General features: G+C 42.8%; 13 protein-coding genes and 1 pseudogene. 8 read left to right on the forward strand and 6 right to left on the reverse strand.

Annotation, left to right across the window (positions count from 1 at the left end):
* The first annotated feature begins 2 nt into the window (after positions 1 to 2).
* Both L1D15_RS02945 and L1D15_RS02950 read left to right on the forward strand, forming a co-directional pair.
* Entirely contained in the window at positions 3 to 1,730 is a 1,728-nt protein-coding gene (locus L1D15_RS02945; protein WP_239874616.1) for an SgrR family transcriptional regulator, read from the forward strand.
* Positions 1,714 to 1,965: a hypothetical protein gene (locus L1D15_RS02950; RefSeq protein ID WP_239836293.1), complete on the forward strand. Its 252-nt coding sequence runs from the start codon at positions 1,714 to 1,716 to the stop codon at positions 1,963 to 1,965. The genes L1D15_RS02945 and L1D15_RS02950 overlap by 17 nt, the downstream gene beginning before the upstream one ends.
* A 451-nt stretch (positions 1,966 to 2,416) precedes the next feature.
* Here the strand turns inward: L1D15_RS02950 and L1D15_RS02955 are convergent, their stop codons facing one another.
* From L1D15_RS02955 to L1D15_RS02970, 4 genes are all read right to left on the reverse strand, one after another.
* Positions 2,417 to 3,136 carry a 3'-5' exonuclease gene (locus tag L1D15_RS02955; protein ID WP_239836399.1) on the reverse strand — a complete coding sequence of 240 codons (720 nt, stop codon included), beginning with the start codon at positions 3,134 to 3,136 and terminating at the stop codon, positions 2,417 to 2,419.
* A 7-nt stretch (positions 3,137 to 3,143) separates the two neighbouring features.
* On the reverse strand, positions 3,144 to 5,033 hold the full coding sequence (locus L1D15_RS02960) for a DUF294 nucleotidyltransferase-like domain-containing protein (RefSeq protein ID WP_239836294.1): 1,890 nt from the start codon (positions 5,031 to 5,033) through the stop codon (positions 3,144 to 3,146).
* Between the two features lie 97 nt (positions 5,034 to 5,130).
* Entirely contained in the window at positions 5,131 to 5,517 is a 387-nt protein-coding gene (gene cueR / locus L1D15_RS02965; RefSeq protein ID WP_239836295.1) for a Cu(I)-responsive transcriptional regulator, read from the reverse strand.
* 163 nt (positions 5,518 to 5,680) lie between these two features.
* On the reverse strand, positions 5,681 to 7,288 hold the full coding sequence (locus L1D15_RS02970; protein ID WP_239836296.1) for an EAL domain-containing protein: 1,608 nt from the start codon (positions 7,286 to 7,288) through the stop codon (positions 5,681 to 5,683).
* Between the two features lie 269 nt (positions 7,289 to 7,557).
* Here L1D15_RS02970 and L1D15_RS02975 point away from each other — a divergent pair, with 269 nt between their 5' ends.
* Together L1D15_RS02975 and L1D15_RS02980 are read left to right on the forward strand one after the other, a co-directional pair.
* A complete protein-coding gene (locus tag L1D15_RS02975) occupies positions 7,558 to 8,751 on the forward strand; it encodes an acetate/propionate family kinase (protein WP_239874617.1) in 1,194 nt (397 codons plus the stop codon).
* Between the two features lie 630 nt (positions 8,752 to 9,381).
* Positions 9,382 to 10,008 carry a hypothetical protein gene (locus L1D15_RS02980; RefSeq protein WP_239874618.1) on the forward strand — a complete coding sequence of 209 codons (627 nt, stop codon included), beginning with the start codon at positions 9,382 to 9,384 and terminating at the stop codon, positions 10,006 to 10,008.
* Here L1D15_RS02980 and L1D15_RS02985 read toward each other — a convergent pair.
* A pseudogene (locus L1D15_RS02985) lies at positions 9,916 to 10,166 on the reverse strand (hypothetical protein); the annotation flags it as partial. The gene L1D15_RS02980 and the pseudogene L1D15_RS02985 overlap by 93 nt on opposite strands.
* A 239-nt stretch (positions 10,167 to 10,405) precedes the next feature.
* On the opposite strand from L1D15_RS02985, the gene L1D15_RS02990 reads away from it, so the two are divergent.
* Complete coding sequence (locus tag L1D15_RS02990) at positions 10,406 to 11,167, forward strand: EndoU domain-containing protein (protein ID WP_239874619.1); 762 nt, start codon at positions 10,406 to 10,408, stop codon at positions 11,165 to 11,167.
* 162 nt (positions 11,168 to 11,329) lie between these two features.
* Here the strand turns inward: L1D15_RS02990 and L1D15_RS02995 are convergent, their stop codons facing one another.
* Complete coding sequence (locus L1D15_RS02995; protein ID WP_239874620.1) at positions 11,330 to 11,668, reverse strand: cytosolic protein; 339 nt, start codon at positions 11,666 to 11,668, stop codon at positions 11,330 to 11,332.
* A 357-nt stretch (positions 11,669 to 12,025) separates the two neighbouring features.
* Between L1D15_RS02995 and L1D15_RS03000 the strand changes: the two genes are divergently transcribed.
* The 3 genes from L1D15_RS03000 to L1D15_RS03010 are packed head-to-tail and all read left to right on the forward strand — an operon-like array spanning position 12,026 to position 16,948.
* On the forward strand, positions 12,026 to 13,630 hold the full coding sequence (locus tag L1D15_RS03000; RefSeq protein ID WP_239874621.1) for an ABC transporter transmembrane domain-containing protein: 1,605 nt from the start codon (positions 12,026 to 12,028) through the stop codon (positions 13,628 to 13,630).
* Positions 13,627 to 15,660, forward strand: coding sequence for an ATP-binding cassette domain-containing protein (locus L1D15_RS03005; protein ID WP_239874622.1), 2,034 nt, complete (start codon positions 13,627 to 13,629; stop codon positions 15,658 to 15,660). The genes L1D15_RS03000 and L1D15_RS03005 overlap by 4 nt, the downstream gene beginning before the upstream one ends.
* Positions 15,653 to 16,948: an HlyD family type I secretion periplasmic adaptor subunit gene (locus tag L1D15_RS03010; protein ID WP_239864035.1), complete on the forward strand. Its 1,296-nt coding sequence runs from the start codon at positions 15,653 to 15,655 to the stop codon at positions 16,946 to 16,948. Before L1D15_RS03005 ends, L1D15_RS03010 begins: the two co-directional genes overlap by 8 nt.
* The last annotated feature ends 69 nt before the right edge of the window (positions 16,949 to 17,017 follow it).

The raw sequence follows: 17,017 nt of genomic DNA on the forward strand, positions 1-17,017 counted from the left end.
TTATGAGTAGCCCTAGACTGCGTGTTCAGTTCGAGACCTTGTTTGAGCATTACAATGGCAAAGATTGTGGTGTTCAACTTGAAGAAATTACCGACATCCTTTTTTGTACCCGCCGTAATGCACGTATCGTGCTAAATAAAATGGAAGAAGAGGGCTGGATAGAATGGCACCCCTCACCAGGTCGCGGAAAGCTTTCTCAGCTCAACTTCAAGCGAAGCCGAACCGATGTCAGTGAAAATCTTGCTCGTCGATATTTAGAGGAAGGTAAGATCGGTCAGGCGTTGAAAGTGCTTGACCAAGACTCAGCTAAACTTGCGCAGGTAGTTGAGAGCTATTTAGGTGTCCAGCAACTTGAAGGGCAGCAAGTTCTGCGTTTACCGTATTATCGTCCACTGTCAATGCTCAATCCTACCAAACCTGTCCGTCGTTCAGAACAGCACATTGCACGTCAGATATTTAGTGGCCTGACACGCTTAGATGAAAGCGAAAAACTTTGTCCAGACCTTGCCCACACATGGGAAATGCTGTCACCAAGGCATTGGCGCTTTTATCTGAGGCCGAATGTCCGTTTTCACAATGGCGATTTGCTTACCACCAATATTGTTGTGCACTCATTGTTGGAGCTTAAAGAGAAAAATCTGTATTCACATATCCATGACGTGGTAAGCCCAGGCCGTTTTGTGATTGACGTGTTATTAAGTAAAGATAACTATCATTTACCGCTATTATTGTCCGAGTCGGATGCAAAAGTCTTGTTACCTAAAAAGTCTAGGGATGAAGATTATGATTTAAACCCAATTGGGACAGGCCCTTATAAGGTAATTCAAAATGATGATAAACGCCTTGTTTTACAGGCTTTTGATGGTTATTTTGGCTTCAGACCTTTAATGGATCGTGTAGAAGTTTGGGTTATTGATGATATTCACTCGTCAATGGTGTTCCCAAGTATGACTAATCCGATTAAGCCAGAAACAGGGACCTACAGTGATGAGGTTGAATTGGACCCGGGGTGCACCTATTTGCTGTTGAATAGGCGAAGTGGCCTTGCGAAATCTGACGATTGGGCCAATTACTTTAGTCATAGGCTTGGTTCGCTAAATCTCTATCAGGAGCTTCCTCAAGAAAAGATTGTGGAGCTTGGTGTATTGCCTGCACATGGCCTAAAGCCAGGCTGGTATCACCACACTAGGCAAGGGCATTACACGTCACCACCTTCTTATCGAAAGGTGACCATTGCTTACCATGGTCAGCACCCTATGTTTCCAACCTTAGTGAAATGCATCGAATCATTGTTGAAGCAAGACAATCTTGAAGTGGAGCTAATTAAGTATGACATTTCTTTACCGGATGCTGATGATGTTGATGTCTGGGTTAAGCCTATGGGGATCGCCAACAACCGAGAAGATGGACTAGCGGGATGGTTGCTTAACTACAGCGATATTGAACAATTAAGCAAACCCGAAGATTTCAAATATTGGTCTGGCTTGGTTGAGGTGTGGCAGGCAGAAGAAAATAGTGCATTCCCAGCAAAAGACTTAGGTAAATCTCTAGTTGAACGAATGCAGATTATCCCTATGTTTCATTGTTGGTTGGGTATTAGCAAAGACCAATGTGGCTCATTACAGAATGCTAAATGTAACGCGTTGGGTTGGTTTGATTTCAGTCAGGTCTGGTTAAAACCAGAGAAGCTTATTCAAAGTTCAGAGATGTTAAATGGCCAAACCGAATAAGAAGCAACCGAACAAAACGGTCGATATTTATTGCTCTAAGTGTCAATCCAAACTGTTCAAGTATCGTAAAGGTGGTAAAGGGGCTTTAGTGAAGTGCTTTAAAGAACGGATCGTTGAGGACTATACAAAAAAGACATGCTATTGCCCTGAGTGCGATAGAGAGTTTGCGAGAGAAACTTTAATAAGAGGAACGCCAGCTTATAAAATTATTGGCGGAAAAGTTACCATGAAGTAGGATGTATTTAGCATAATCTTTTAACACAAATAACAGTAATTTTGATGAACAAATTTGTTGAAAATGAGGCTAGGCGCACCGATTTTGATCTGAGTCGACAAAAATCGTAAAAATCTCGTTAATAACTATCATTGATCTTTAAAAGTGTTAGAATGGCGCTGTTTAAAAATCAGTCCAGTCTATCAACTTTGCAAACAATAGGGGTTATCAATGGAGCTAGGTCTCATCATCGCTTTCATCGTCACGTCAGCTGTAATGGTTAAGAAAGAGATGACAAGCTCAAAATAATTGCTGTTTCATTCATAACATTTTTGTTTTCCTTTTTGAATGAACGATGGAAGCTCCCAGATTCGGGGGCTTTTTTGTTTTTTAAACCCATTCATCGTTTGTAAAGTTTGTTGGTAGAACCACCTTCTTATAAGGTGGTTTCTGCACTGGCTCTATATTATTTTTAAATCCACACTTGATTCAGTTTTGTCGTCCGTTCGTAATGATGAGCGATTTGTGCCTGCAGTAGTTCGGCAGTAGCGACTGCATCAGTTAAAGCGTGGTGTGGTGTGTAAGGTGGAAGGCCGTAACGTTCACGGCTTGCGCCTAATCTGACCGAGGCAGGTTTCTTGCCCAGAACTTTATTGAGAATCCCACCACGTAGGCGCTGTTGATGGAGTGTTTCAAGGTGCATCGTATCGACAACAGGAAACTCGATACCTTCATTGATGCGGTCTTTCAGTGCTCGATCAAGAAACTCTCGCTCTATTCTTTGATAATGCACCACCATGATTCTACCTGACATCTGTTGCAACACCTGATCGTAAATATTTGATAAATCAGGGGCGTCAAGAATATCACTGTGTGTGATGCCGTGAATAATGACAGATTCCTCAGCCAATTGCTGGCGCGGTCGTACTGTCCAGTGATGGGCTTGGTTAATGAAGATCCTATTGAGATTAAACGGCACCGTACCAATCGTGATAATGTCGTCTTTGTCGGAATCCAAACCTGTTGTTTCAAAATCCATCGCCAAAAAGGTTACATCTTCGAGGTTGGTTTCAGCACTAGGGATGCCAGCATTGTAATAGTCCTTGAGTGAAGCATCTCGACTTGTTTGTTGCTTTGCCGCAAACTTGTTTTCCCAGTCAATGGCAGGCGTGTGCATCATTTTTCTGATCATCATTTACCTACTTAAAGTTATTGCTGGCTTGGTAGCGGAACTTAAGAAAATTTTGTGCATTACTGAGAATTTGGAACGCATCTTTTAAGTTGCGACGCTCAAAGTCGGACAAGTTCTCTGGTTCAATGTTGTTATCTGGCTCGATTTGATTTTCGACATCAAAAGCTTGGTGGCGAATACGCACCATGGAGATGAACTCTAAGGCATCTCGTAAATCTCGTGCTTTCCCTTTGGGGAGAATGCCGGCTTCGTGAATGTCATCAAGACGCTCAAATGAGTTGGTTGAACGCGAGCCAACCGCCAAAGCATGTACACGGATCAGATCTGCAAGAGGGGCAGTGCCACGACGTTTGAGGTTGATGGAATTCTTATGCTGGCCGTCTTTCTCCATGACAAAATCTTTAAAGAATCCGAGTGGTGGGGTGCGATTCATCGCGTTTCGAGCTAAACAGGCTAAGAAACGGTTGTTTCTACGTGCGCGCCTGACGATGAAACCATTGAGCTGCTCAGCCCACTTCAGACGACCGTAAACACCGACCAAGTCAAAGAAGATAGAGGCATTTAAAAGTGCTTTTGGATTTGGATCATCAATCCAGTCAGCAAAACATTCTTCCCACTCTGTCCTTGTCATGCGCCAGTCAGGGTTGGTTGCCATAATATCGCCAGTACAGTAGGTGTAACCGCATTCGTTTAATCCATCACAGATTTTCTTCGCCAGCGCATCGAAGTATTCGTTGTGCTCTTCTTCAACGTATGAATTATCTAGAATAATGGCGTTATCTTGGTCGGTTACCAGGATCTGTTCATCTCGCCCCATTGAACCTAAAGCGAGAAAACAATAGGGAATAGGAGGCTCGCCCAGCTCTTCTTCTGCCAGTTCAATAATGCGTTGTTTAAAGCTTCTGCCTATCACTGACATCGCACTCCCGACCATGTGCGAATTGGCATCTTCGTTCACCAAACGCACGAAACTATCCTTGACTTGCTCGGATAGGGAAGCGAGTTCTTCAATGGATTGCTGTTGGAAGATGCTACTCACTAGCAGTAGAGAGTTTTGGGATTCATAACGAACAATGTCGGTGGCTTCAATAATACCAATGGGCTTTTTGTCTTTCAAAACTGGAAGGTGGTGTACGTTATAGCGTAGCATCGTGAGCATAGCTTCATAGACGTAGGCATTGTGGTCTAACGAAATAACCTCAGTGGTCATCACACTGGATACTTCATCACTGGCATCGAGTCCCTCGGCGAGTACTCGGGTACATAGGTCTCGGTCTGTAATGATTCCGACAAGCGGTGAGTTATCTTCTTCGTTATCCTCGAGGATATCTGGATCAATGATTAACAGCGATGAAACGTTTTCTTCAGCCATTTTTATCGCGGCATTCTGAATAGTTTCTGTTTTCTCTAGGAAGGGGGCTTCGCCTGTCAGCAAAGTGCGCACTTTGGACGTCGTTAGATCGTTTTGTTCATTGGTGCTTGAAACGGCTTGGCGTAAGCGGGCGGTATCTTCGACCTCTACAAAGTCAGCGAAAGCTTCGTGGTTGTCGTAGAGCTCCTGAAATACGGGCTCAGGGATGCAGTATACCAAGGTGTCTTTTATAGCTTTGACCGGAAAGCGAACTTTATTGTTGGTCAACAGGCCCATTTGACCAAATAGGGCTCCTTCATCGAGGCGATTATAGAGCTCACCTTTACGTCGATAGACTTCAACGACGCCACTCCGAACCATGTATAAATCGTGGATTTCATCACCAAAATGGATGACGGGCGTATCCTCGCGAAAATAAGAAATTTCGACATGTTTGGTGATGAAGTTAAGGACTTCCTCTTCTAGTTCATCAAAGGGAGGGTGCTGAGAGAGGAAATTTTTTATTTCCAGTAATTCTGCTTCCATGAAGACATCCGATCTATCAGTGTGGTCTTTCAATGTTACATGATCTGCGGATGTACTTCATGGTGAAGGGTTGAAAAGATTAGGAAAATAACCAAGTCTACTTGGTCAGATCTTCAATAATAGGACATTCACTGCTTTCATTACCAGGGCAGGCATTCACCCAGCCTTTCAATTGCTTTTCAATTTCTTTCAATTCCCGAATCTTGATTTCCACCTCTTTTAGCTTTTCCTGAGCTTTCGCTTTTACTTCACTGCTTTTCCGTTTTGGGTTGTGGGCGAGTTCGACAAATTCTTTACACTCCGCCAGTGAAAAGCCGGCATTTTTGGCTCTTGAAACCAAGTTAAGCTCTTGAACATGCTGTTCATTATATTCTCGATAACCTGCTTCACTGCGGCTAGGGGAAGAAATGACGCCTTTTTCCTCGTACAGGCGAATGGACTTACTGGATAATCCGGTAAGTTTCGCTACTGAGCCTATATTCATGGGGAACCTCTGCCAATGGGTAAGTTGTTCGCATCGAAATTTCATGATCAGTTTTACTACTTTCAGACTTTTAGGCCAATCGTTTTATGGCAGTCAAAAGGAAAAGCTTACCGTGGAAAATGAAAGGTGGGTAGAAATGGTGGGTAAAATTTCTGGGCTCTCCTTACGTTTCCTCCGCTAATTCAATGATATGAGGGGGGTTATGATTGTGAGTCCAACGGATTACCTCATCGATTTTTAACGCAGGGCTATACAGAAAGCCCTGAATATAGTCGCAGCCGTAATGCCTTAATAGTTCGAGAACGCTGTTATCTTCAACCCCTTCAGCGACGACGGTATAGCCGAGGCCATGGGCCAATGCGATGGCATTTGAGACAATCGAGCTGTTACGCTGATTGGTTTCTAGTTGATACAAAAAAGATCGATCAATTTTGATCTGGTCAACGGGTAAGTCTCTGAGTAGCGAGAGGGAAGAATAGCCCGTTCCGAAATCGTCTAAGCTGATCTTGAAGCCGAGAATTTTGAGGCTTTCTAGTAATTCTTCAGGGCTTCTTAAACGATTAATCGCTGTGCTTTCTGTTATTTCCAGAATGAGGTTTTCTGTGATATCGGGGTATATCTGAATCAACTTTTCAAGATGCCTTTTGAGGTTATTTCCCATGAGATCTTTCGCAGATAAGTTGATATGTACAGGACATCGAATGTTCTCAGATTTTAGCTTTTCGATATCGGTAGACACCTGATTAAGGACCCAACTAGTAATGGAGGTGATTTTGTTACTTTGTTCTGCAATAGGAATGAATTCGACCGGACTCATCACGGTACCATCTTCTTTTTGCCAGCGGATTAGTGCTTCGTAGCCAGAAACAATCGCGCTTTTCCCGCACAGGATCGGCTGGTAATAGATACAAAACTCGTCATTAAGAAGTGCGGCATCAATTTCGCGAGTGATGCGCAGTTTTTTCTTGGCTCCTTGGCTCATTTTATCGTCATAGCACGCAAACAAGCGACCAGACTTTTTGGCCCAATACATAGCAACATCAGCGGTATTAATGATTTGTTCTGCGTCTTCTCCGTGTCTTGGAAATTCGCTTAAGCCAATAATTGCACCGGTGCTCAACTCAAAACCGTCGATACAAAAGGGTTTGCGCAGTTCTGTATCAATACGCTTAGCCAATACTTTTGATGCGGATTCACTGCTATTTGGACAAATAAGAACAAACTCATCACCACCAATTCTGGCAATGAAATCTTCTTTACGCAGCAGAGATGAAATTCGTTGGCCGATTTGAATCAATAACTGATCCCCACAGAAGTGACCCATTCCATCATTAACTTGCTTGAAATTCACGATATCAAGCAGCATCAAATCAAAGGGGGTATCGGACTCAATTAAGAACTCAATTGTTTCTATACAGTGTTTTCGGTTGGGGAGTGTGGTGAGTGAGTCGTGAAGCGCATTGTGCTTTTCTTCGTCGGCTAGAACATGGAGTTGGTTGATGCTTTGTAAGCTGTAGGTGGTCACCATATACACGAAAATGCTACCGCAAAAAAGAATGATGCAGAGGCCAAATAATACAGGAGTAACAATAGGATCATAAAAAATAGCTACTAAAACAAAGGTATAGCCGGCGACGAAACCAAGAATTAAGTAGCTTAAAACCTGCCACCCTAAGTGCTTTGTCTTCCGACAAACTTTATTAGCGGGAACGTACCCCGCTAATAGAATGATGATGCCTGAAATGACCAGAACAATAGATAAAGTCGTCACTAGTTAGACCATAAGGAACAGGTTTGGGTAAACTCGCAAAAGTGTCACTCTGTTAATAGAGTTTAGGCTTGGATTTCATATTTATAAAACTAACATTAAATTTATGGCTAGAAATAAAGCGTAAGTTGCGTTAGATCAACAAAAAATCGTTTCCTACAGGTCCTTCTTTAAAATAAAGTTGAATCATTAAAAAAATATTGAATAATGTAAGGCACACAAAAAGAAGCACTTTGCTTCCAAAATTCAGTCTGAAACAGGATACATACTCCATGTCTAACTCGTTTGTGCTGGTTATTAACTCTGGTAGCTCTTCTCTTAAATTTGCGGTGATCGACTCCATTACAGGTGACGCTGTTATCACAGGCTTAGGAGAGTGTTTTGGGCTCTCTGAAGCAGTCATTGGCTGGAAGTATAAAGGTGAGAAGACAGAAGAGGCCATCACTGCTCCAGACAATCATCATCAACACGCAATTAACCGAATTGTTAGCCTGATGGAGTCATTAGGTTTGACAAACGATCTAGTTGCTGTGGGACACCGTATCGTGCATGGTGGCGAGAAATTCACCTCCACAGTTCGTATTAATGACGAAGTTCTAGCAGAAATTGAAAGCTTGTCTGATCTGGCACCGCTCCACAACCCAGCAGGCGCAAAAGGGATTCAAGCAGCCATGCAAGCATTCCCAAGCCTTCCTCAATTTGCTGTTTTTGACACGGCATTCCACCAAACTATGCCTCAGAAGGCATTTACTGGTGCGATTTCTAACGAACTGTATAAAGAATACGGCATCCGCCGATACGGTTTCCACGGCACTAGTCACTATTTTGTAAGCCGTGAAGCAGCCAAAATGCTCAATAAACGTGTGGAAGAGTCGAGTTTTATCTCTGTTCACTTGGGTAACGGAGCCTCGGTCTGCGCGATCAGCAACGGTCAGTCTGTTGATACATCAATGGGCTTTACACCATTAGCCGGTTTGATGATGGGAACTCGCTCTGGGGATCTTGACCCAGGAATAATTGAGTTTCTAATGAAAAAAGGCTGGAGCCAAGAGAAGGTGTTTGAGACTTTGAATAAGAAGTCTGGTTTCTTGGGGGTTTCTGGTTTGACGTCTGATGCGCGCGGTATTTTAGAAGCAATGGAAAAGGGACACGAGGGGGCTAAACTTGCTTTTGAAGTCTTCACTTATCGTGTTGCCAAGTACATTGGCTCATATTTGATTCCGCTGAATGCGTTAGATGCGATTATTTTCACCGGCGGTATTGGTGAAAACTCACTACCTATTCGCCGTGAAATACTGAACAACCTCAAGCTACTTGGCTTTATTGAAGACGAGCAGGGCAACGAAGATGCCCGATTCGGACGCGCAGGTATCATTGCAAAATCAGATATGCTCAATGCGGTTGCTATGGTTATTCCAACCAATGAAGAATTTGTGATTGCCCAACAATCGGTAGAATTGCTGTAATATATAACAAAACAGATAGTTAAAAAGCGAGCCTCGTGCTCGCTTTTTTGATCTTATATGGTTGATATAGCTAAGCAGCGCTTGACGCCACACTAGTTACTGCTCTATTGATTTCTGAAACTCATTTTGTGCCCTTAGGTCAGCAAGGTTCATGTTCACTTGTTTTTGCCCCTAAATGAGTTGCAATAAGCATCAGAGCGAATGGAGGACAAAGGCCAAACCTGACTCTTGCCATTTTTTGCTTAAAGCTATTTAGCAATTTTTAAATCATTAATATATCGGGTTTATAAAAAGTAACTAATTCACTGTACATATAACAGGTACCCTTAAACGGTTGTAGCTTCAATTTTGAAGCAATCTTTCATATAGATTGGCCAGGTGATGCATTTGGACAAAATTGATAAAGAATGGGGATGTGCTTATTCTCATTACCACGACAGCAGCAACGTCAAAGCATGTATTGTGGCAGTTTCCTGTTTAGAAAAGATCTCTGAAAAACTAACTCCGGCAGTGCTTGATTTGTCAAAGTGACTTTTTTGTTAGTGAAATCGTCAGATTGTCTTACTGGGAATTATAAGCTACTGAAAATATGGTTATCATCCTTGTTATTTATCATTAAAGCCTACTCCTATGAGATATAAATCCAAACGTTTAGAACCAGAAGTAAGACAAAAAACCGCAAGAGAACGTGCTGCACACCAACGCCTAGAACGCAGGGCTGAATTAACGTCTGATGAAACTGATGAGAAACGATGGGCTGATAATAGAAGGCGGGTTATCGCTAAGCGTGAGAAAGCAGCACAGCAAAAAGAAAGTCGTAAATCTTGCCTTGATCAAATACTTAATCTGCTGGGGAAAACACGCAACGATTTCAAGTCTTCTATCCCTAAGGGGCCTAATAGTAAATATTATCGAGGTGATGTGTTTGCCTTGAGTTTACCAGACTCTTACCCAAATCTCGATGAGCGTATGAGTTCGATCATTAAGCACACTTCAAGAACTAGCGGGAGTGCTGGAGAAGTTCAATCCTTTACTTCTAATGTGTATGTCGCTCATAGGTTTGCACAAAGTAGAGGGGGAACTGTTCATATGGTTGACGCTTCAGATGGTATTTTTATGTCAGCTGCGGATATTATTTATGCTCATGGTGACCGGCTAGTTAAATTAGGCCATATTCAAGCGGGGACTTTGAGGGCGGCTGTTGAACATTTCTATCAGGATGGTGAGTCTGAGTATTTTTGGATGGGACGTCGTTAAAGTAAACACTCCATGAAGCAACGAGGCTACAATGCACTTGACCGTGTTAAGGCCGTTTACTTTCACTGACTCTACGATGCTGTAAAGCATTGCGCTCTCATTAGCTGTTTAATGGCGCGTTCGACACGATTATTGTCAATAGATAAGTGACTATCGTCTAGTGGGCTAAGTTGGAACACCGAAAATTACAAACCCTATTGAATTCCCAAGCTTAAGAATTGCACACAAGCAATCGTGCACGAATAAGGCTCCTTTGGGGCCTTTCTTTTGAGTGGCGAACAAGGGTCATATGAAGATCTATGTGATAATCTGCTCCAAATCAAGTGTGGGTAGGAGATATGTAGTGGCCCAAAAATACAGTATGACCTCTAATAGATAATCAAAAAGGGAAATAAACATGAAATTAGCAATATCATCATTGGCTCTTCTTTTCACAGCCATCAATGTTCACGCCCAGCAAGTCCCATTTTTTGATGATGACCCTAATACGGCTTTCGCTCCTGAATATACATTTAAAAACAAACCCATTGATAAAGAAGTACTGAGAATATGTGGAGAATGGGGAAGTGGTGTATCTGAACAGGACCTACAATCTTTATTTGAAAATTATCCAGATATCACAAAGAAACTGCTATCTATTGATGAATCTTTAAACATAGAGAAGCTCGTAACATTGTGGACCAAGAATGATGGGTTTGACCATATATTCTGTGGAGAGAGAGAAAGTGACGGTAGTCTTGGCGGGTTACATTATGCCCCAAGATATAAAGAACTATACGAAATGGGAGTCATTTCTATGTGTCCACCAAACAATGATAAATGTTTTGATTCGGGCAATGAGGTTGTGCCGGAAAAGGGGATCTACTCAATTCCTACGAGCTATCTCAACAATGAAAGCAAATGGAAGTTGAAGCCTGTCAACGGTTACAACATGGAAATGAATGCAGATGAAATTCTTTATCAAGCCACCAAAGGTTACTTTGACCTAGCGGATAGAAGGAGTTGTTTCCATAAAATCCCACAAACCAATGACCATCCTGAACACTACGCAGTGATTGTGAGTGTAAAAGGCGATGAGATCACTACTTTTTACTCAGTAGGTCCAAATGGTCGAAAGGCAAATTCTCAACGTTACGGTACTAGTTACTGTGAAAAATAAGATCGTATAGAATCACTCTTATTGTGGGCTAGTAAGGATTCAATCTGTCAGTCCAAAATGACGATGTAATCAAATCTGACAGATTGTTCTAATCCCTCTTATATACCATGTTAGGGGGACAGATCCTCACTTAACCGCAGCTTTCAACTTTCCGAATGGTTGTTAGTCAAGTCGGGTAATAAAGGTTTGTTCGTCATCCACAAAAGCGACAAAGCCGCCGTGATAGATAAACACTCGTCCACGCCCTTCAACTAGGCAGGCAAGTTGTGGGTTCAAATCTTCTTCGTTATCTTGGCTTTGAAACGTACCGGTATCTGTGACTACGCCGCTGAGTTTGGGCAAATATCCATAAGTACGCTTGGCTTGGTCAATCAGGTTCAATTCACTCGCAGTAGAGAAGCAAGAGGGGATTGCCCCGGCTTCTTCGATGAATATGGTTTTCAGTTCTTCAAAAGCGGTAATCACCAGCCAGTCAATGTCGTTAACGCGATGGATAAACATAGAATTTCTCGATAGTACTAATATGGAGATTTTATCATTATCAGGGGAGGGCATAGTAGAGATTTAACTGATAAAGGCGGAAATCCTATGGCTGTTTTTGGACATTGATAGGCTAACTGGAAATAGTTCCATCAAGTTGTTTAGAAATGTATGTTAGGGAACGAAAAACTGAAAGAACCTTGAGTGTTTTTTGGCCAGAACACACTAGTTCTTTTTCTCAGGCGTAAGCGGTCAATTGCTGATGGCCAATGTAATTTGTCGTCATGTATCAAATTTAATCTAAAATTCAGAACCTTAACTTGAATAACCCCCTACTGTATACCAACCTTATCTCATATGAATACAGGGGAGCTAGGTATGCAGCTGACGCAGACGATCAATAAAGATGTCATTGGGAGGGTGATGGTACCCTCGATTCTAATTAATCTTCTATCACTTGCCGTTCCATTGACGGTGTTGCAAATTTACGATCGCATCCTGCCGAACCAGAGCTACGGTACGGCAACATTACTAATCGTTGGAGCATGTACTGCCGCTTTATTGGAATCATTCATTCGTTATGTGCGAAGTTGGTTACTATCCGCTGCAGCAAGCAATACGGAAAAAGAGACCTTTGATCAACTTGTTTCAGCCGTGACTAATGCCAAGCCTAATGAACTACGCATGCTAGGAGCGTCAAGTGTTGACAATGGCTTATCGTCTATATCGAGAGTGAAAGAGTGGTATTCAGGGGGCATGGTTTCCGGTTTTATCGATTTTCCCTTTGCTCTCCTATTTCTCGGCTTAGTTTATTACATTGGTGGCAGCTTAGTACTTGTTCCTATTGCTGTGTGGGTCTTAGCCAGTGCAGTCGTTTGGCTGGCCTCGATAAAATCTAAGCGTTTAGGTGAAGACGCGTTAGAGAAAGAGCAAGACCGAAAGGGATTTATGCTGCTACTCGGACAAACTCTACAAGGCATCAAACGACAAGCTGTGGAGTCGAGGCTTTATCGTCAGTTTAAACGCACTAACGATGAAAGGTTCTTATCCAAATCTAGTGAAGAGCAACAAAACGCCTTTGCACTAGAATTTATTCAATTAGCGTCCTTAATGACATCGGTAGTGATAGTGATCACCGGTAGCATATGGGTTCTTGATGGAGATCTTACAACAGGCGGTTTAGCTGCATGCTCGATTTTGTCGGGGCGTGCGATTGCCCCTTTAAGTGCCCTCATTGGCATGTGTGTGAAACTGAACTCCATTCATTCCGCTAATCAGGCTATTGGTCGAATTCGTAACTTGCCTCAACATTCATTTGAAGTAGGCGATATTAAATCAGTGAATGCAATTGCCGTATGTAACCTAACCGCCCAACGTTATAGCCACACATACAGTGTCTCTTTTGAAATGGCTAGAGGGGAGATCATTCATTTGAGTAGTGATGAAAGGCACATCGACAGTTTCTTTGCTGGAGTGATTGCTGGAGTTGACGGGGCTCAAAGCGGAGACCTTCTCATAAATCATGACAGTGCTTCGATAGAATCTCTGTCATCTATTAGTTCTTACGCTGGCGTTAAAGGGCAGTTAGTCAGCGGCTCTTTACTCGACAATTTGTGTGGTTTTGATCCAGAGCGTACCGAAAGGGCACAACAATATGCCCAAAAGCTTGGGGTAAGCAGCAAACTAGCTCAGTTAAGTGACGGGCTAGAAACGAAAGTTGGCCACGCTTTTTCGAGCCAACTAAGTATGGGCGATATCAAGCTCCTAAACCTAGCTACTCAGCTCGCTGCAACCTCACCATTAGTGGTTCTTGATAGGCCTGATGCCTCTCTCGACCTTGATGGGTTAGAAGCCCTTAATCGAGTATTACGAGAGGAAAAAACTCAAGGGCGGATGATTGTGTTGGTTTCTCATCATCCGGCAATCATTGAACTTACGGATAGAACTATGATTGTGGAAGAGAAGCAAGGGGCGGCAGCATGATGAACAGTTACGAACAAGCCGGAATCGCTTTGCTAAAAGGCTTGGAAGTCAGTACTAATATACAATTATTTTCTAAACAGTGGATTGATGAAAATGGGCTTGAGAATATCGATGAATTGTTATCGTTGTTTGACCGGATTTATCTTCCCTATGAAATTGTTCCTAAGCTTAACCGGGATCAGAGCTCGAAGTATTATCTTGCTGTTTATAAAGATGGGCGTATCGAAGTGTGTGATGGCGTAAATTTGGAAGTGGAAAGCCAGCCTGCCGACTTTTACGTGGTTGTGTTGGGGTTGCCATTAGAAAAGCACCCTTCGGATTGGACTGGTGAAAGGCTCGATGCATTTAAGCCAATGCTACCGAAATTACTTATTGTAAGCTTCTTCACGAATGTTTTTGCCTTAGGTCTTCCATTTATCACTATGGCAATTTATGACCATGTGATTGGAGGAGATGCAGCGCATGAGTTATTGGGAATTACCATTGGTGCAGCGCTTCTTTTTGTCATGATGGGGCTGCTTAGAACCTTACGCGGAAAAGTATTGGTCAGCTTAGCTAATCGTTTAAGCCGAGAGGTTTCTCAAGCATTAGTCAAAAAAACTCTTAAAAATTCGTACACTCAGAATCAGCAATCGATCGCGTTCAACCAACAGAATCAGATTCTCTTATCGGAAAGGGTATCGAGCCTTTTGTCGGGGCCGTTGGGAGGAGCGCTGTTTGATATCCCGTTCGTTGTTATTTTTATTCTTGCTATCGGGATTTTGGGCGGTTGGCTTGTCTTAGTACCTATTGCTTCGCTTATATTGTATGCCATATTTTCCAAGCACGCGTTGGCTAATTCTAGTAAGAGCTCAATGCAGTCGACCATAGCAGGTACCAATCGACAGAATCTTATTAATGAGCTCTCCTTAAAACTGGTTTATTTACGCACCTCTGGTTTTGCGCCGTATTGGTTGAAACGTTTTGATAAGGCAAACTTCCTTGCTTCAAAAGTTGGGTTTAATCAAGCGATTAGACAGCACAGGTACACCTCTATTTATTACGCTATCACCTTAGGCTCAACAATCGCTGTTATGGGGCTTGGAATTGGTTTGATTTTCGAAGAGGTATTGAGTCCAGGTGGGTTAATCGCCGCGATGATGTTGATTTCTCGTATTACTGGGCCAGCTCAAATGCTAGCCAACAGTGCGTCAAGGTTTGCCAGCTTTAATCAGTCTAAAATGCAAATTAATCGCTTACTTGCCCAACCTTCAGAGCGTGATTTCAGCTATCAGCATCACGCATTACCTGATCATGCCCCTTCCATTAAAATAGACCAACTGACGCTTCGATATCCAAAACAGATACGTCCTGCTCTCTCCGCGGTGAGCTTTGAGATAGGCAGAGGAGAAGTTGTTGCTATTACAGGACCATCCAGTAGTGGTAAATCTACGTTGCTAGAATCTCTAGCGGGGCTTCAAGTTGCACAGAATGGTGCGATTGAGCTTGAAGGGGTGAATTTGTCTCAATATGACCCACAACTATTCCGTCATTGGTGTTTCATCCGCGCAGCCTATCCAGACTTACTCTCTCTGTCGGTAAGGGAATGGCTAGCTGATGGGAAGCAGGTGACCGATCAGAAGATGGTTGATGCACTCGCTCTTGTGGGGGGGAGCGCATGGTATGACTCGCTGCCTAAAGGTTTAGATACGGTGATTAGCTCACTCATACCGGACAGCTTGTTCGATATTCTATCTGGTACGATTGCTCAAGTCCTTATTGATGCTAAGGCACTAGTTTATGATTACAAACTCATGTTAATGGATAACCCTGTTCCAGATTATCACCCTAAGGCGAAACAGGTATTCACAGATTTTGTTCACCGTAAAAGAAGACAATCAACCATCATCTTCACTTCTCATGATCCTGATTTAATTAAACTAGCGGATAAGGTGGTCGTATTAAATGATGGCTCCGTAGCGTACGCAGGCCCAATAAAACAAGAAGAAACTGAGCAACAACAATTTATCAATGAGGTATCCAATGGCTGAACATAAATACGGTGAACTAGTGGAGTCGAGTGTAACGTCAAAATCATTATTGATTGCGACGTGGGCGGTAGCCATTTGCGTGGTCACTTTCGTTGTTTGGTCACTGGTAACTCAAGTGGATGAAATTGCCAAAGCGAAAGGGGCAGTCATTCCTGAGGGGGAGCGGCAGGTGTTACAAAGCGAAATTGGAGGAAAACTCAAACGTGTGCTGGTGAAGAAAGGAGATTTAGTAGAAGCTGGACAACCGCTAGTGGAGTTTGATGCAACGTTTCAACAAACAACTTTGGATGAGCTTAAATCTCAGCAGGTTACGCTGTCACTGAGTATAGAAAGGATGAACGCTTTGCTTGATCAAAGAGAGCCTGATTTTTCTTTGTATTCCGCAGAATATCCGGCTTTAGTGAGTGAGCAGCTGGCTCAGTTGAGTGCACAAAAAGCCTTGTTTTATCAACAGCGGGTGGTATTAGAAAAGGATAGTGAACAAATTGCAGAGCAGCTTCGTTCGGTGAAAAAAGCCTTACCCTCTTACGAGAAGCAATTACAAGCGACCAAGCAAGAACTCGATATACTAGAAAAGGGCTTCAAGGCAGGGAACATCTCTCGATTAAGAGTGCTAGAGATGAGACAAAAAATGGCAAGTATTGAGCAGCAAATAGCGGAGGCAATAGGTAAGCGCTCCGTCCTTGAGAAGCAAGCTTCGACCAACGAGCAAAAAATAGAACAGCTGCTGGCAGAGTCTCGTTCAAAACTGAGTGATGAACGCTCAAAAGCTGTTTCAGATTTGTCTGCTTTAAATGCGAGAGTGCGTTCGAGTGAGGCGAAAGTGACAAACACAGTTGTGACCTCACCATTGAAAGGGCTGGTACAAAGCGTTCCCAGTACTCAAGTTGGTGGTGTAATTCAACCTGGTGGCGTAGTGGTAGAAATCGTCCCTTTAACGGGGAAAGCGGACTTTAAAGCTAAGCTATCACCTAGGGATATTGGCTTTGTTCATGAAGGACAACCAGCCCGAGTTAAAGTTGATGCGTTCGATTACAGTCGCTTCGGAGCTTTAATTGGAGAAGTAGAAAAAATTTCTCCGACAACCAGTCAGAATGAGCGAGGTGAAATCTTCTATGAAGTCTTTATCTCTGTTGACGAACCCTACTTTCATAATGATCCTGAAAGGTTTTCAATTCTACCAGGTATGACAGGAGAAGCAGATATTACGACAGGCGAAAAGTCCGTATTTCAGTATCTTTGGAAACCGATCTATACCAATGTTAGTGTCGCCTTTGGTGAACGCTAACTCTATCCTTTAGGTTAAATGAATATAGAGAGAGGCAGCATAATCGCTGCCTCTCTCTTTTGGATGTTA

Origin of the sequence: Vibrio sp. Isolate25 (assembly GCF_022398025.1) — a bacterium.
Classification (GTDB): domain Bacteria; phylum Pseudomonadota; class Gammaproteobacteria; order Enterobacterales; family Vibrionaceae; genus Vibrio; species Vibrio coralliilyticus_A.

Excerpts from the sequence above, each read along its gene's own strand:
- L1D15_RS02945 (WP_239874616.1), top strand. The coding sequence starts at position 3 with ATGAGTAGCCCTAGACTGCGTGTTCAGTTCGAGACCTTGTTTGAGCAT.
- L1D15_RS02950 (WP_239836293.1), top strand. The coding sequence starts at position 1,714 with ATGGCCAAACCGAATAAGAAGCAACCGAACAAAACGGTCGATATTTAT.
- L1D15_RS02955 (WP_239836399.1), bottom strand. The coding sequence starts at position 3,136 with ATGATCAGAAAAATGATGCACACGCCTGCCATTGACTGGGAAAACAAG.
- L1D15_RS02960 (WP_239836294.1), bottom strand. The coding sequence starts at position 5,033 with ATGGAAGCAGAATTACTGGAAATAAAAAATTTCCTCTCTCAGCACCCT.
- cueR (WP_239836295.1), bottom strand. The coding sequence starts at position 5,517 with ATGAATATAGGCTCAGTAGCGAAACTTACCGGATTATCCAGTAAGTCC.
- L1D15_RS02975 (WP_239874617.1), top strand. The coding sequence starts at position 7,558 with ATGTCTAACTCGTTTGTGCTGGTTATTAACTCTGGTAGCTCTTCTCTT.
- L1D15_RS02980 (WP_239874618.1), top strand. The coding sequence starts at position 9,382 with ATGAGATATAAATCCAAACGTTTAGAACCAGAAGTAAGACAAAAAACC.
- L1D15_RS02990 (WP_239874619.1), top strand. The coding sequence starts at position 10,406 with ATGAAATTAGCAATATCATCATTGGCTCTTCTTTTCACAGCCATCAAT.
- L1D15_RS02995 (WP_239874620.1), bottom strand. The coding sequence starts at position 11,668 with ATGTTTATCCATCGCGTTAACGACATTGACTGGCTGGTGATTACCGCT.
- L1D15_RS03000 (WP_239874621.1), top strand. The coding sequence starts at position 12,026 with ATGCAGCTGACGCAGACGATCAATAAAGATGTCATTGGGAGGGTGATG.
- L1D15_RS03005 (WP_239874622.1), top strand. The coding sequence starts at position 13,627 with ATGATGAACAGTTACGAACAAGCCGGAATCGCTTTGCTAAAAGGCTTG.
- L1D15_RS03010 (WP_239864035.1), top strand. The coding sequence starts at position 15,653 with ATGGCTGAACATAAATACGGTGAACTAGTGGAGTCGAGTGTAACGTCA.